Source organism: Halobacillus campisalis (genome assembly GCF_030345335.1).
GTDB lineage: Bacteria > Bacillota > Bacilli > Bacillales > Halobacillaceae > Halobacillus_A > Halobacillus_A campisalis.
Genome location: NZ_JAPVRC010000005.1, coordinates 34,328 through 49,025, shown reverse-complemented (window position 1 = coordinate 49,025; position 14,698 = coordinate 34,328). Strand labels below are relative to the sequence as shown.

Genomic DNA, 14,698 nt, shown 5'->3' with positions numbered 1-14,698 from the left:
CTATCGTCTTCCTAATTTTAAGAAAACTTCCAATATTTCATGGAAAATTAACCAAAAAACTGAGAAAATATAGCGTTGGAAATGGTATAATAGTATGGAAATTAGTTCATAAGTCCTTGATCATATAAACAATTACTTAAAACTTAATAAGGGGAGATGAATCGGTGGAAACAATTTTAATGATTTTAATGTTAGCAGCTTTTGCAGGTATGATCGTCTTTGTTGCATTTGCCTTTATGAAAGGGAAGAATAACAGATTCAAGAACTTAGCTAAGTCAGGTGGTTTCCTGTTCGCACTTCTAGTCCTGGCTGTGATTGTAGGATCGATGTCTGATGAAGCACCTGTTGCTGAAGAGGTCGCAGTTGAAGCTTCCGCAGAAGATAAAGAAGCTGAAGAAGAGGCTAAGCAGGAAGAGGAAGCTAAGCCAGCTGAAGAAGAAGCACAGAAAGAGCAAGAAGAGCAAGAAGCAAAAGAAGCCGAAGAGCAGGCCCAGAAAGAACAAGAAGAGCAAGAAGCAAAAGAAGCCGAGGAACAGGCACAGAAAGAGAAGGAAGAGCAGGAAGCAAAAGAAGCCGAGGAACAGGCACAGAAAGAGAAGGAAGAACAAGAAGCGAAAGAGGCGGAAGAACAAGCGAAGAAAGAACAGGAAGAAAATAGTGTGACTGTTTCTCAAGAACAAGCGGTGGGTGCAGCTCAAAGCTATATTGATTACACAGCTTTCTCGAAAGAAGGTTTGATTGAACAATTAGAATTTGAGGGATTCAGTCAAGACGATGCTTCCTACGGTGTAGAGAACATCACGGTGGACTGGAGAGAGCAGGCGGTGAATGCGGCTCAAGGTTATATTGATTACACGGCTTTCTCAAAAGAAGGTTTGATCGAACAATTAGAATTTGAGGGACACAAAACAGACGATGCTTCCTACGCTGTAGAGAATATCACGGTGGACTGGAGAGAACAGGCGGTAAGTGCGGCACAAAGCTATCTCGATTACTCATCTTTTTCAAGGCAGGGATTGATCGATCAATTAAAATTTGAGGGGTACAGTACAGAAGATGCAACATACGCTGCAGACCAGGTTGGTTTATAATAGATAAGTTATATTTAGAGAGTAGGAGTCTGCTACTCTCTTTTTCTATGCAGAATTTTATGTAGGTAGGTTATTGAAGCTCCTCCCAGTCGGGCTTTTTATACGGCAGAGCGAATTGCAAAGTTACTAGATCTATATACATGTGCAAAATACATTTATTTGCATAAAAACCCGCGGATTCTTATGATAAGGTAGAAATGTAAAAAAGGAGGAGAGAACGTTGAAAACCTACATCATCCTATTTATCGTCATCATCGCCATGCACGTCATGACACTCGTCAACACCACCATTTTCGACGGACAATGGAACGGCATCGTATTAATGATCTCCAATGCCCTGTTCCTTATCGCTGCCATATTTTTCGGAACTGAATTCAGAGCGCGTAAGAAAGCGTGAAGGAATTCTATTCCTTTTAGCGAATGCTATATATATATGAAGAAAGAGGGGGATTTATAATGAGTTCGATCTACATAGAAAAGCATGATTTGCAGGATACAAAGGCTATCGAAGCTAAGATTGAGAGCCTCGTTCAGCTGCCTTTCCATTCGTTGGCCGACGTGGAATCGTGGCTGCTTGAGGTTTCGACTTTTTACGATGAGCTGCGGGAAGCTCTTGATGGGCACTATATCGATTTCCAGGCGCATAATCAAGATGCAGAGGCGAAGCGGGCGTTTGAGCATGATCAGGAGAAGAATGAGCCTTTAATGAAAACGTACACGGCAAAGCTTGATGACAAGCTGATGAGCTCGCCTTTTAAGGATGATCTCGATAAAGAAAAATACGGCAGGCTTCTGCGCAGTAAAGAAAATGCGATGGAGCTCTTTCGTGAAGAGAATATTGGACTTGAGGTGGAAGAGGATCGTCTCGCTACCCGTTATTTTGAGCTGACGGGCGGGTTGTCAGCGGACTGGAATGGCGAGGAAAAAACGATTCCTGAGCTGTTTCCTTATTTAGAGAATCCTGATCGAACGGTGAGGAAGTCCGCTTTTGATAAAATCTTTCAATCGCTGACGACGGTGGAGGATGAACTTCAGGAGATTATGAGTGAGCTGATGGAGCTCCGTGAGAAGAAAGCGGCAAACAGTGGTCTCGCGAATTATCGGGACTACATGTTCAAGAAATATGAGCGCTTTGATTATACACCTGAGGATTGCAAGCAACTGGCGGCTTCCATACGTGAGCATGTCCTGCCCGTTGCTGAAAAAATAGAAAAGCAGAAGCAGGAGGAATTAGGTGTCGATGTGCTCCGTCCGTATGACCGCAGTGCTGTACCTAAAGGACGTACGCCACTGAAACCTTTTTCCAAGCGGGATGAGCTGGTCAATCGTACGTCGAAAGCGCTGAAGCAAATCGATCCCCGTTTCTCTGAATTGATCGATGTGATGGATGACAAAGGCATGCTCGATTTAGAAACGCGTAAAAATAAATCGCCGGGCGGTTTCTGTACGCCACTGCCGGTATCACAGCTTTCCTTTATCTTCATGAACGCATCCCACACGCACGCGGACATGATGACGCTGTTCCACGAAATGGGCCACTGCATTCATAACGACTTGAAGCTTCAGCAGCCGTTAGCCTACGATCGGGAGACGCCGATGGAATCATCGGAGCTGGCCAGTATGACGATGGAGCTGTTTTCGATTGATCAATGGGATCACTTTTATTCAAAAGAAGAACAGCGGCAGGCTAAGCTTGATCTGCTGCGCGACATCGTGACGTTCCTGCCCGGCGGGATCCGCGTCGATCAGTTCCAGCACTGGATGTACGAAAATCCGAAGCATACGAAGGAAGAACGGATGGAGAAATTCGGTGCCCTGTCTAAAGAGCTGTCTTCAGGCGTCGTCGATTGGAGCGGCTATGAGGACGCGCGCAGGAAAGAGTGGCTCTTCATCCTTCATATTTTTGAAGTGCCGTTCTATTATGTGGAGTATGTTATCGCCCAGCTCGGCGCGGTGCAAATGTATAAGCAGTATAAAGAAGACCCTGAGGGCACGCTGGACCGCTACAAAAAAGCGCTGGCGCTCGGCAATACGAAGTCATTAGCTGACGTGTACGAAGCGGCTGGCATTCGTTTTGATTTTTCGGGAGAAATGATTCAGGAGTTGATGGATTTTCTGCAGAAGGAAATAGCGGAAGTGGAAAATATGCAGGTATAGCCCTATAAAAAAAGCAGTTCCGTGAGTTGCGGAACTGCTTTTTGGCTGGGGTGAGAATTAATACTGACATTTGGCTAGCTTTTTCTTACATTTGCGAGTGTTTTTCTTACATTTTGGAAAGTAATTCTAACATTTCTCGGGTTAATACTGACATTTCAGCACTTTTTTCTTACATTTTCATCTAAGTATGAAAGAAGAAATGCTGTGGACAGGGCAACAGTCGGAGAACTGCACGTTCGGTGATGGAGGATGACAAAGGTTAGTCGCCTCTCCTAATTGTTTATAAGTTGTTATGTTCCATCCAGATGTGAACGATATCCGAAAATTCCTCAGCATCTAATTTACCTCTAGGGATAAGCTCTTCATTATCAAACCATTCATGACGATCATATGGAGCGTGTGATTTTTCAGATAAATGAGCTTGCTTGCTAGTGAGGGGTATACGTTAAGGATGACTATTGTTTGGCCCGGATTGAGTTACTTTAGTGGTATCATCGCTTATAACCAAAATAAGAGTCGGACGCTTTTCTCCGCCCGACCCTTCTTCATGGGGAAACCAAAGTTCATAAAGATAGCCTGGTTTCATTCTACATCATCATTTGTCCAATAATCATAACTTGGATGACTCGGATCGATATCAACCCGACCGTATCTATCAACAGGGAGAGCAGGCTTGTCCTCTAAAGCATCTAAATTAATTTGTGAAGCGATGTCTTGAAGCTTTTGATCTTCAATGTTTTGTTTTCTTTTGCGCAGATTGTCCCGAAGAGTTTTTGGTGATTGTTTGCGAGGGGATTTAGTTGCCTTCATTTTCTTGCAATCCTCCCTTTTGTATGCACCGTCACCACACGCTTTTTGCTATTCAGTGTATGCGGAAAGTGCTGATAATGTAAGCTTCTTACATTAATAGTATAGACATAAAGTGAAAGGTGTCAATGTTAAGGAAGTAACACAGTCTGCTAAATTCAAATATTCATTTATCATTTAAAAAAAGCAGCTCCGTAAGCCGCGGAGCTGCTTCTTTGTAGTACTTTTAACATTTCGCAAAACGAGATGATTATTCTTCTTCCATCCAAGCCGGCTTACCGAAACCTTCGAAGTCTTCATCGATAATTTCTTCAAATTCATCCGACTCGATGACTTCCTTGATATCTTCCACGAAAGCCGCGTCGGTATCTTCTGTATTGACGACCACACGGTTGCGGTAATCGTCTGGCATATCTTCAAGAGCCAGCGCGTCCAGCAGATCCATATCTGCGGCAAGTGCATAGTTTCCTGGGACAGCCGCTAAGTCTTCACTGTCTACGAGACGGGGCAGTTGACCAGCTTCCACTTCTACGAAATCGAGGGATTTAGGGTTTTCTTCAATGTCTGATAAAGAAGCACGCAGTGGATCAACGTCTTCTTTAATCGTCACAAGACCTTCATCTTCCAGAACAATCAAGGCACGGGCTAAGTTTGTCGGATCGTTAGGAACGCCCATTGTACTTCCGTCTTCTATGCTGTCGAAGTCATCGTACGTGTTGGAGTAAATGCCCATTGGAGCGGTCGGCACAACGATAACCTCAGACAATTCCAGGTTATTCTCTTCCGCGAAAGAATCTAAATAAATTTTATGTTGAAAAAGGTTGGCATCCAGGTCGCCATTGGCCAGGGCTTTGTTCGGCTGCACATAGTCTGTGAACTCTTTGTTTGTAACTTCATATCCTTTTTCTTCAAGCAGCGGAGCGATAGCTTGCGTCACCATATCGCTATATGGACCGGCTGTCGCACCAAAGTTAATCGTTTCTTTCTCGTTTGATGAATCACTATTCCCCTCATCTTCACCGCAAGCTGCTAAGAAGGCGATGGAAAGTAGGATAAGGAAAGCTGATATTTTTTTCATGTTGTACCCTCCTCAAGGTGTATTACCCTTTTTTAACGTATTTTGCTAAGAAGTCACCTGCATACTGAATGACTTGAACCATCACAATCAATATAATGACGGTCGTAAACATGACGAAGTTGTCGTAACGGTAGTAGCCGTAGCGGATCGCCAGGTCACCGATACCTCCGCCGCCAATCGCTCCTGCCATCGCAGAATAGCCGATCAAGCTTATCGCGGTAATCGTCAATCCGCTGATCAGACCCGGCTTTATCTCTGGAAAAATAATATCTTTAATAATCAACCACGGCGAAGCTCCACAGGCAATCGCAGCTTCGATCACGCCGCGGTCGATATCCCGGGCAGAGGATTCGACGATACGCGCATAAAATGGAATGGCAGCTACGGATAAAGCGACCGAAGCGGCCACAGGTCCCGTCGTTGAACCGACGAGAAAATTAGTAAAAGGAAATAAAAAGACGAGTAAAATGATGAACGGGACCGATCGAACCAGATTCACAATGATCCCTGTCACGCTTTTCACTACTTTATTTTCAAGAAATAATCCACGGTCTGTAACAAAAAGCAGAAGGCCTAACGGTAATCCGGCGACTAAAGCGACACCAAGTCCAATCGCAACCATAATCAACGTTTCCAGAAACGATTTATTCAGCTCCGGCAACAGAGTGATGAACTGATCCATCATGCGGCAGCACCTCCACTTCTACCTTTTGACGTACATGCTCTATAGCCCGCTGCACTTCTGCGTCTTCGCCTGTTAATTCTATGACGAACGTGCCTAACGCTTTATTTTGGATATAGTCGACTTTTCCGTGAAGAATATTGCCGCTCACTTCATAGTTTTTCAACAGGTCAGAAACGATCGACTCACCCGCAAGTTCACCCGTGAACTTCATATGGACGATTGTCCCTTTGCTTTTCTCCAGCAGTTCCTTTGGAAGGTTGAAATCAAGCACGGTCTGGATGAAACGCTTCGTCAAATCATTTTGCGGATGAGCGAACATATGATACGTTTCGCCTTCCTCCACGATCCGGCCCTCTTCCATGACCGCGCAGCGGTCGCAAATCTCTTTGACGACTTCCATTTCGTGAGTGATCAAGACGATCGTTAACCCGAGCTCCCGGTTGATTTTCTTCAGCAGCTTAAGAATCGACTGCGTCGTGTTCGGATCGAGAGCGGAAGTCGCCTCATCACATAGAAGCACCTTCGGATCGTTAGCGAGTGAGCGGGCGATACTGACCCGCTGTTTCTGCCCTCCGCTTAACTGGGCAGGGTATTGATCGGCTTTATCAGAGAGACCGACAAGATCGAGAAGCTCTAAGGCACGCCTTCTTCTTTCAACCCTTCCCACCTTGGAAGCTTTCAAGGCAAACGCGACATTTTCTAATACAGTTTTAGACATCGCTAAGTGAAATCCTTGAAAAATCATACCGATCGACTGCCGGGCGGTACGTAATTCCTTTGGCGAAAGCGACAGCAGATCCGTTCCGTCCAGCACCACTTTTCCGCTGGTCGGCCTTTCCAAAATATTCATACAGCGAAGCAAAGAACTTTTTCCTGCCCCGCTGTACCCGACGATTCCGAAAATTTCTCCCTGTTCGACCGACATCGTGACGTCATCCACGCCGATAATTTTGCGGTCTTTTGTTTGATAGACTTTACTCAGCTGTTCAATCGAAATCATCTCGTGCCCTCCTTTTTTAAAAATCGCCAAGCCTTAAAATAAAAAACCCTTTCCAATGAGGAAAGAGTTTCGCTATAAACGGCCAAACTCTTATCTCGCAGAATCTATGATTCTGCAGGAATTAGCACCACTCCGGCAGGAAGGTTGCTGTGACGTCAACGGGCCATTCCCTCTGTCACTCTTCATAAGAATTATAATATTTAAAATTATTGTTCTTTAATACTTTACAGTAAACCATTTATGTTGTAAATCCTATTTCCTATATTTCTACACGATTCGTCAATTGTCAGCTTTGAATTGATGATGTTTTAGGAAATAAATAACAATTATAATAATTAATGGTAATTTAGAAAACGTTCACGCACTTAATAAAAGGAAACGATCATATCTCAAAAGTCTGTATGTAATCGATTATTGAGCCTAACTTATTCATTTAAAAGTCCTATTTATCTAGGATGAGAATTTGGAGAAGAATAGAATGATCTTAATCGTTCGCAAAGCAACATTAAAAAGAGTGTTGATAGATTTCCTCAATAGTGGGGTATACGAACCGGTGAAAATAAATATAAAAAATCGCTTTATATCTCCATGATCCATCCGATATAAGATATATCATCAAAGAGGATGATATAAGTGGCACATTGTAATTGGTAGAAAGCCCGGTGAGAAGATCGTGGTTGAACACAAAGGAGATACCCTTGTGGTCGAAGCGATCAAGACAGAGGACGGTTTATAAAGAATCGGTCTCCAAGCAGACTCATCATTTAAAATTGCTAGAGAAGAAATTCATGGTAGGAACTCATAGCGAGTTTTTATAAATTAAAACGAGCACAAGGACGTGCTCTAAAAAAACACGGAGGTAATTATAATGAGAATTAATCACAACATTGCGGCGTTAAACACACACCGCCAAATGGGACAAGCTAACCAGGCACAGCAAAATTCAATGGAGAAACTTTCTTCAGGACTTCGTATTAACAAAGCAGGAGACGATGCAGCGGGTCTTGCGATTTCAGAGAAAATGCGTGGTCAGATTCGTGGGTTGGATCAAGCTCAACGTAACTCACAGGATGGTATTTCTATGATTCAGACTGCTGAAGGTGCTTTGAACGAGACTCATGATATTCTTCAGCGTATGCGTGAATTATCTGTCCAATCATCAAATGACACTAACACTGCAGATGATAGAAAAGAAATCCAAAAAGAGATTGATCAATTATCTAGCGAAATAGATCGTATTTCTAATGATACTGAGTTCAACACGAAGAATTTACTTGATGGTTCAATGGGTGGCCCAGTGGACGCAGCTGTAGCAAATGTTAATGAAAGTGGAGTATTGCAAGTTTCAGATACTAATATTACAGATGGAGCTGGAGTTTTAACAGAATTGGAAGATTCAGATGGTAATAGTTTAGGGATAGCTGTAGACGACGTTATAAAAGTTTCTTATGTTAAGGATGGAGAAACTATTGAGGATTCATTAACTGTTGGAGCGACTACAGCAGTATCTGATTTAGCAGGACTAGTTTCAGATGCCGATACCACTTACGCGGATGGGAAAATTAATCTAACTGCAACAGATGGTGGTACATCAAATGCTATAAATGGATTAACTTTTTCAGTAGAGGATAGTTCTGGTAACGTTAGAACTGCTGCTACTGATGTACTTTCTAATTTTTCTGAAACCACTCAAGCTGAAAATGTAAGGCAGGATGGAAGTGCTACATTCCAAATAGGTTCAAACACTGGACAGAATTTGAGTTTGTCTATAAATGAAATGACATCCTCTAGTCTAGGTGTAGAAGGTTTGCAGGTTAGTACTCAATCTCAAGCTAACACTGCTATTAATGTAATCGATACAGCGATTAGTAAAGTTTCAGCAGAACGTTCAAAGTTAGGGGCGACTCAAAACCGTCTTGACCATACAATCAATAATTTAAGTACCTCTTCAGAAAATCTAACTGCAGCTGAATCCCGTATTCGAGACGTGGATATGGCAGCAGAAATGATGAATCAAACAAAGAATTCAATCCTTGGACAAGCATCACAAGCAATGCTGGCTCAAGCAAACCAGCAGCCACAAGGAGTTCTTCAACTTCTACAATAAAGTTCTTAAAAACAGGCTGGGGTAAAACTCTACCTAGACAAAAAACGCGTGAAATCAGATTCAACAATCTGGATTTCACGCGTTTTTTATTTCCTTCTCTACACTCAAAGCATCTGCTGATCAACCAACTCCCGATACCGCTCATTCTCCTGATACAACTCTGCATGATTCCCTTGCCCCGTAATCATCCCATCCTCAAGCATCAACAGCTGATCCGCATCAACCACCGTCGATAAGCGGTGGGCGATCACCAAAGTGGTTCGCCCTTCCATCAGCGCCCGCAGCGCATCTTGAACAGCGGCTTCTGACTCAGAGTCAAGATTCGAAGTCGCTTCATCGAGCAGCAGCACCGAAGGATCTCGCAGCAAGGCTCGGGCGATGGCGATGCGCTGGCGCTGGCCGCCGGAGAGTTTGATGCCGCGTTCTCCGACCCAGGTGTGGATGCCGTCTTCCAGCTGATGGACGAAGTCATAGGCATTCGCCTGGTGCAGGGCGCCTTCGATATGCAAATCGATGATGTCGCCTTTTAACCCATAGCAAATATTATCGCGTATCGTGCCGGACATGACCGGACTGTCCTGAGACACGTAGCCGATCGAGCGCCGCCATTCTTCCAGGCCGATCGACTCAAGGTCCATATCTCCGACAGTGATCGAACCGTCCGATGGTTCATAAAATCTTTCAATCAATGAAAATACCGTCGTTTTCCCGGCACCGCTTGGTCCGACGAGCGCCACCGCTTCACCTGGATCTACAGAAAAGTTCAATCCTTTCAAAATCACTCGCTCCGAACCACGGTAGCCAAACGACACATTGGAAAAACGCAAGCCTTCACCGGTAATGTCGGTGCCTGGCTGCAGACGTTCGACAGGAAGTTCATGCAAATACTGAATCCGTTCCGTTGCTCCCATCGCTTTTTGAAACGCGGTAAAAAACGTCGCCATTTGACTGAACGGCACGATGATCTGAAATACGTAAATGATAACGGCCACTAAAGAGCCGGCACTTAACGCTCCCGAAGCGACACGCACACCGCCATAGCCGATCAAGACAACAAGCACGACCATAATGATCGTCGTGACAAAAGGGGAGATAATCGCCTGGATACGGGCTTCCTTCAGTCCGTATGTAAACAGCTGCCCGATGCCGCGAGCGCCTTTATCGCTTTCTGCTTCTTCAGCATTCGACGATTTCACGAGCCGGATTTCGCTCAGCACGCGTCCAAGGTTGGCACTGAAATCGGCCATTTCATCCTGCAGCTTGCGCGATACCCGGTACATGATGCGTCCTAACGGCATCAGCACGAATAGAGCGACCGGCACGGACGACAGCATGATCAGCGTCATCCGCCAATCGATCGTAAGCAGAATGACAACAGCACCGATGATCGTAATGATTCCGGTAATAAACGACACAAGATGGTTCGTTATTAAGTTTTTCACCGTCGTCGTATCCTGCGTAATCCGGCTCATCGTTTCGCCCGATTCATGTTCGTCAAAATAAGTCACAGGCAGACGCAAGATATGATTCCACAGCTTTTGACGAATATGGGCGACGATATGCTCGCCGATGTACGCCAGTATATAGTAGGAAAATCCGCCCGACACCGTCTGAATTAAAAATGTCACCGCAAGAAACACAATCAGTCCGGTACTCAGACCGCCGTCGGCCAGCTGATCGACTAAATCGCGGGCAAACAGGGGTACGATCAGACTGGCTGCTGTTTCCAGCAGACTGAGCACAAGTGCCACAGCAACGAGCCATTTCGCCGGCAGCCCCGCTCGTATATAGGAAAAGAATTCTTTCACCGAACGCTTCTGATCACTCATCCGCCGACACCCCGGCATCGACTTTGATCAAGTCCCACGCCGTCACGATGCCGAGCGGCGATTCATCGCGGCTGCCGCTTTCTGTAATCAGCACCGCTTTTAATTTATGCCCGTTCGCATGGCTGCGCTCATACACATCCTCGACCTCAAAGACGGACTCGTCCTCCGGCAAAAAGACGGCCTCATGCATCGATTCTTCCTCAAGCAGGTCGTTCACCGTCACGCCCGCCATGCTTACGGAGCCGTCCACCACGTTATGGCTCATCCACCGGACGATTGCCGTGTCCGTCAGTAAGCCGAGAAACATTCCTTTAGGACCTTCATAAATCGGAAACTGAGACACACGGTGTTCACGGAACTCTTTCATGACATCAAGCAGCTCCGAATCCGCATAGAAGAACATCACCGGACGTGACGCAATATCCAGCGCGAGCGGAGGTTGATCAAGCGTTTGTTTAATTTTTTCAAGCTCCTCTACGACCTCTTCGTGGGGGGATGCGATATAATACCCGTCACGCACACGTTCATGAACGATTGCATTACGCAGCTTCGCATACTGCCGGAGGGCGTCAAAGTGCTCCTTGATGATACTGCGGTCCCGCGATCGCTGCAGCAGCTCGACGAAGTTATCATTTTTCGGGTAGCCGTTCATTTCCTTCAGCGTCTGATGGATTTGATTGAACGCCATTTCAAAACGCTTCACTAATTCACTCACGACCTTACCACCACCTTTACTTTCTACTCCTAGTATACCGAAACTTTCCGCTACTCACACATGTAAACTATAACGAATTAAACCTCATAATGTAAAAAAAATGAAGATATAGAAGAACATCCCAGCACCTGTCATTTATTTCTGGATATACTATAGAACAAGAAGTTTATGATAAAAATTGGTAACAATTGCTCACAGAAAAAAACGTGCTTTAAATAGAACGTCTCAACAAAATATGCTACACTCTATATATACATTGAAAGAAGGTGATAGGATGATCGGTGATCGCATCCAGCATATCCGTAAAAATCGACAATTATCGCTATCCGAGCTCGCCGAACGCGCAGGGGTCGCCAAGTCCTATTTGAGCTCAATCGAACGCAATCTCCAATCCAATCCCTCGATCCAATTCTTAGAAAAAATCTCTAAAGAACTCGACGTCTCCATGAACTACCTGCTCCACGGAGACGCCGCTGAGAAAGACGTCAACTTAGATGACGGGTGGATTGAACTCGTCCAGGAAGCTCAGGATTCCGGTATCTCCAAAGAACAATTCCGTGAATACTTGGAATTTAATAAATGGCGGACGAACAAAAAGAATTAATCTGAAGACGAATCACTTCCACAAATAGGGGAGTGATTTTTTTATGTCCATTCGACAAAAAAACAGAACATCATGTTCCATTTTATGACAAAGAAAAACCCCCGGTGGTGATACGATGAAAAAAGAAATAGAAATATAGGAAATAAGGAGAGAACGAACGTGATCGATCTACATAGCCACATCCTGTCAGGAGTAGATGACGGCGCCCAGTCCTTAGAAGAAAGTATGGCAATGGCCGAAGCAGCTCTGCAGGAAGGAATGGATACCTTAACAGCAACGCCGCACCACTTGAACGGGGCGTACGTGAATGACAAACCGATCATTTTGAAAAAAGTAAAAGACCTAAATAATGAACTGCAGAAAAGAAAGATGGAGCTCACCGTGCTGCCCGGGCAGTTGACTCGCCTGCACGGAGATTTACTCGATGGCTTAAAAAACGGAACGATCCTCACCCTCAATAGAACGAGTCCGTACGTATTAATTGAATTACCAAGAGACCACGTGCCACAATACACGAGCCCTCTCCTATTCAACATGCAGATGGAAGGCTATCAGCCCATCATCGCGAACCCTGAACGCAATGAATATATACAGAAGCACCCGAATGTACTGTATACACTCGTGAAAAATGGAGCATACTCCCAAGTAACGGCTGCCAGTCTATGCGGCAAACACGGCAGAACCGCGCGCAAGCTCGCCAACCAGCTGATTGAAGCGGGTCTCGCTCATGTCATTGCATCTGACATTCATCAACTGAAGAAAAAGAAGGGCTTTTATATGAAGGAAGCGTACCGCCAGATTGAAAAAGTTCACGGAAGTTCGGTCGTCTATACATTCATGGAAAACGCTCATTATGTGATCGAAGGGGAAGCGTTGATCACAGATCCGCCGGAGCATGTGATAAAGAATAAGAATTTTTCCATTTTTTAATAACTTTGAGCAGAGAATTCTACGTATAAATAGGAAAGAATTAGTTCTTTATTCGCCTTTACTAAGTTTGAAATTTCAAAGTAGTGGGCAACCTATCATTATGACGGATGACGAAATAGTCTGTTATTATGCACTTTCAAGATAATATTTTCATTATAACGATCAAAAATTCTGTATATTGGATTTCGTGGTCGTATGTGGTATATTATAATTAAAAAGTCTTATTTATTTACCAACTCTTCAGTGTTATTAACAGATAAAGATATAGACGGATTAACAGCAAAAGAAGGTGAAAGCAGTGATTGGTGATCGAATCCAAGCATTAAGAAAAAGTCGAGGGATGTCCATGTCCGAACTCGCGGTCAGGACAGGCTTTGCGAAATCCTATATCAGTTCGATCGAACGAGGTGTACAGTCCAATCCGTCGATTCACTTCGTAGAAGAAGTGGCTGAAGCCCTCGGGGTGTCGGTTCATTACCTCGTCCAGGGCGAAACGAAGACCATTGATATCCCACTGGATGAAGACTGGGTAGAGTTAGTCGTGGAAGCGATGAATTCCGGTTTATCGAAGCAGCAATTCCGCGAATATCTCGAATTCAACAGATGGCGTCTTAGAAAAGACGAATAAAAAACAGGTTTAAATTCACTCAAGTCAGGTATGCAGAAAAATAATGGACATGACAATAAAGCCAGGCTTACAACAAGTCTGGCTATAAAATATATTTTAACGAAATAGGGAAGGGGAATTGGAATGATTGATATTCACAGTCACATTCTGCCGGGAGTAGATGACGGCGCACAAACGATGGAAGAAAGCATTGAGATGGCTAAAGCAGCAGTAGAAGAAGGCATCACCACCATTGTCGCAACCCCTCACCATAGGAATGGGGAGTTCGATAACTACAAGCACGACATCATCATTCAAGTGAATGAACTCAATCGCGTGCTGAAAGAGAAAGGGATCGACCTAACCGTATTGCCCGGACAAGAAACGCGGATAAACGACGCACTCATTAAAGACATCCACAAAGACGAAGTTCTCGCCTTAAATGTGGACAGTACGTATGTATTCGTAGAGTTCCCGCATGACCACGTACCTCAGTACGCTTCGAATCTATTATTCAACCTGCAGGTGGAAGGCTATCAGCCTATTATTGTGCACCCCGAGAGGAACCTAAAGATTCAGGAGAACCCGAACATCCTGTATTCCTTTGTTAAACACGGCGCTTTCTCCCAAGTCACAGCAGGAAGCATTGCAGGCAAATTTGGCAAAACAGCAGAGAAAGTGTCCCACCAGATGATCGAAGCCAACTTAACCCACTTAATCGCTTCTGACGCCCACGATCAGAAAGGCCGCGCGTTTAACATGAAAAAAGCGTACAGTAAAATTGAAAAACAGTACGGCCTATCCTACGTGTATTTCTTCCAGGAGAATGCGGAGTATGTCATCGCAGGAGACACACTAGCGAGCGATACACCACAGCACGTAAAAAAGAAAAAGGTGTTCGGTTTATTTTAATAGTAAAAAACAAGACGGAGCTGAAAATGAGCCCCGTCTTGTTTTTTGATATTAAATGTAAGCGGATACGTCAAATTACCTATTGAACAGACAAAAAAGTTACAGTAAACCTAACCGTTGGTATCACCCTATTTATCATGAAAATTTTACAAAAATAGAACTAATCTCGTAAATAT

General features: G+C 44.4%; 14 protein-coding genes and 1 riboswitch. Of the genes, 8 read left to right on the top strand and 6 right to left on the bottom strand.

Annotation, left to right across the window (positions count from 1 at the left end; translation table 11 throughout):
• Positions 1-164: 164 nt before the first annotated feature.
• The 3 genes from O2Q26_RS11700 (at position 165) to O2Q26_RS11690 (ending at position 3,248) form a co-directional block, all read left to right on the top strand.
• Entirely contained in the window at positions 165-1,091 is a 927-nt protein-coding gene (locus tag O2Q26_RS11700; RefSeq protein WP_289216080.1) for an Ltp family lipoprotein, read from the top strand.
• 220 nt (positions 1,092-1,311) lie between these two features.
• On the top strand, positions 1,312-1,488 hold the full coding sequence (locus O2Q26_RS11695; protein ID WP_289216079.1) for a hypothetical protein: 177 nt from the start codon (positions 1,312-1,314) through the stop codon (positions 1,486-1,488).
• 59 nt (positions 1,489-1,547) lie between these two features.
• Positions 1,548-3,248, top strand: a complete 1,701-nt coding sequence (locus tag O2Q26_RS11690; RefSeq protein ID WP_289216078.1) for a M3 family oligoendopeptidase — start codon at positions 1,548-1,550, stop codon at positions 3,246-3,248.
• A gap of 582 nt (positions 3,249-3,830) precedes the next feature.
• Here O2Q26_RS11690 and O2Q26_RS11685 read toward each other — a convergent pair.
• The 4 genes from O2Q26_RS11685 to O2Q26_RS11670 form a co-directional block, all read right to left on the bottom strand.
• On the bottom strand, positions 3,831-4,058 hold the full coding sequence (locus O2Q26_RS11685; protein ID WP_289216077.1) for a hypothetical protein: 228 nt from the start codon (positions 4,056-4,058) through the stop codon (positions 3,831-3,833).
• A gap of 247 nt (positions 4,059-4,305) precedes the next feature.
• Complete coding sequence (locus tag O2Q26_RS11680; protein WP_289216076.1) at positions 4,306-5,133, bottom strand: MetQ/NlpA family ABC transporter substrate-binding protein; 828 nt, start codon at positions 5,131-5,133, stop codon at positions 4,306-4,308.
• A 22-nt stretch (positions 5,134-5,155) separates the two neighbouring features.
• Positions 5,156-5,818, bottom strand: coding sequence for a methionine ABC transporter permease (locus O2Q26_RS11675; protein ID WP_289216075.1), 663 nt, complete (start codon positions 5,816-5,818; stop codon positions 5,156-5,158).
• Positions 5,778-6,818 carry a methionine ABC transporter ATP-binding protein gene (locus O2Q26_RS11670; protein ID WP_289216074.1) on the bottom strand — a complete coding sequence of 347 codons (1,041 nt, stop codon included), beginning with the start codon at positions 6,816-6,818 and terminating at the stop codon, positions 5,778-5,780. The genes O2Q26_RS11675 and O2Q26_RS11670 overlap by 41 nt, the downstream gene beginning before the upstream one ends.
• Before the next feature lie 87 nt (positions 6,819-6,905).
• A riboswitch (SAM riboswitch) is annotated at positions 6,906-7,009 on the bottom strand.
• A gap of 677 nt (positions 7,010-7,686) precedes the next feature.
• On the opposite strand from O2Q26_RS11670, the gene O2Q26_RS11665 reads away from it, so the two are divergent.
• A complete protein-coding gene (locus O2Q26_RS11665; protein WP_289216073.1) occupies positions 7,687-8,925 on the top strand; it encodes a flagellin N-terminal helical domain-containing protein in 1,239 nt (412 codons plus the stop codon).
• A gap of 104 nt (positions 8,926-9,029) precedes the next feature.
• On the opposite strand, the gene O2Q26_RS11660 is transcribed toward O2Q26_RS11665, so the two are convergent.
• Both O2Q26_RS11660 and O2Q26_RS11655 read right to left on the bottom strand, forming a co-directional pair.
• The gene (locus O2Q26_RS11660) at positions 9,030-10,754 is read right to left on the bottom strand and encodes an ABC transporter ATP-binding protein (protein ID WP_289216072.1); all 1,725 of its coding nucleotides are present in this window, start codon (positions 10,752-10,754) and stop codon (positions 9,030-9,032) included.
• Entirely contained in the window at positions 10,747-11,469 is a 723-nt protein-coding gene (locus O2Q26_RS11655) for a CBS domain-containing protein (protein ID WP_289216071.1), read from the bottom strand. Before O2Q26_RS11655 ends, O2Q26_RS11660 begins: the two co-directional genes overlap by 8 nt.
• A 274-nt stretch (positions 11,470-11,743) precedes the next feature.
• Between O2Q26_RS11655 and O2Q26_RS11650 the strand changes: the two genes are divergently transcribed.
• From O2Q26_RS11650 to O2Q26_RS11635, 4 genes are all read left to right on the top strand, one after another.
• The gene (locus tag O2Q26_RS11650) at positions 11,744-12,073 is read left to right on the top strand and encodes a helix-turn-helix domain-containing protein (RefSeq protein WP_289216070.1); all 330 of its coding nucleotides are present in this window, start codon (positions 11,744-11,746) and stop codon (positions 12,071-12,073) included.
• A gap of 159 nt (positions 12,074-12,232) precedes the next feature.
• Complete coding sequence (locus O2Q26_RS11645; protein WP_289216069.1) at positions 12,233-13,003, top strand: tyrosine-protein phosphatase; 771 nt, start codon at positions 12,233-12,235, stop codon at positions 13,001-13,003.
• A 289-nt stretch (positions 13,004-13,292) separates the two neighbouring features.
• Positions 13,293-13,631: a helix-turn-helix domain-containing protein gene (locus O2Q26_RS11640; protein ID WP_289216068.1), complete on the top strand. Its 339-nt coding sequence runs from the start codon at positions 13,293-13,295 to the stop codon at positions 13,629-13,631.
• A 123-nt stretch (positions 13,632-13,754) separates the two neighbouring features.
• Positions 13,755-14,522 carry a tyrosine-protein phosphatase gene (locus O2Q26_RS11635; protein ID WP_289216067.1) on the top strand — a complete coding sequence of 256 codons (768 nt, stop codon included), beginning with the start codon at positions 13,755-13,757 and terminating at the stop codon, positions 14,520-14,522.
• Positions 14,523-14,698: the final 176 nt, after the last annotated feature.

Bases quoted from the DNA above. Each gene is read 5' to 3' on its own strand.
- O2Q26_RS11680 (WP_289216076.1), bottom strand. From the start codon at position 5,133: ATGAAAAAAATATCAGCTTTCCTTATCCTACTTTCCATCGCCTTCTTA.
- O2Q26_RS11660 (WP_289216072.1), bottom strand. From the start codon at position 10,754: ATGAGTGATCAGAAGCGTTCGGTGAAAGAATTCTTTTCCTATATACGA.
- O2Q26_RS11685 (WP_289216077.1), bottom strand. From the start codon at position 4,058: ATGAAGGCAACTAAATCCCCTCGCAAACAATCACCAAAAACTCTTCGG.
- O2Q26_RS11690 (WP_289216078.1), top strand. From the start codon at position 1,548: ATGAGTTCGATCTACATAGAAAAGCATGATTTGCAGGATACAAAGGCT.
- O2Q26_RS11635 (WP_289216067.1), top strand. From the start codon at position 13,755: ATGATTGATATTCACAGTCACATTCTGCCGGGAGTAGATGACGGCGCA.
- O2Q26_RS11665 (WP_289216073.1), top strand. From the start codon at position 7,687: ATGAGAATTAATCACAACATTGCGGCGTTAAACACACACCGCCAAATG.
- O2Q26_RS11670 (WP_289216074.1), bottom strand. From the start codon at position 6,818: ATGATTTCGATTGAACAGCTGAGTAAAGTCTATCAAACAAAAGACCGC.
- O2Q26_RS11675 (WP_289216075.1), bottom strand. From the start codon at position 5,818: ATGATGGATCAGTTCATCACTCTGTTGCCGGAGCTGAATAAATCGTTT.
- O2Q26_RS11650 (WP_289216070.1), top strand. From the start codon at position 11,744: ATGATCGGTGATCGCATCCAGCATATCCGTAAAAATCGACAATTATCG.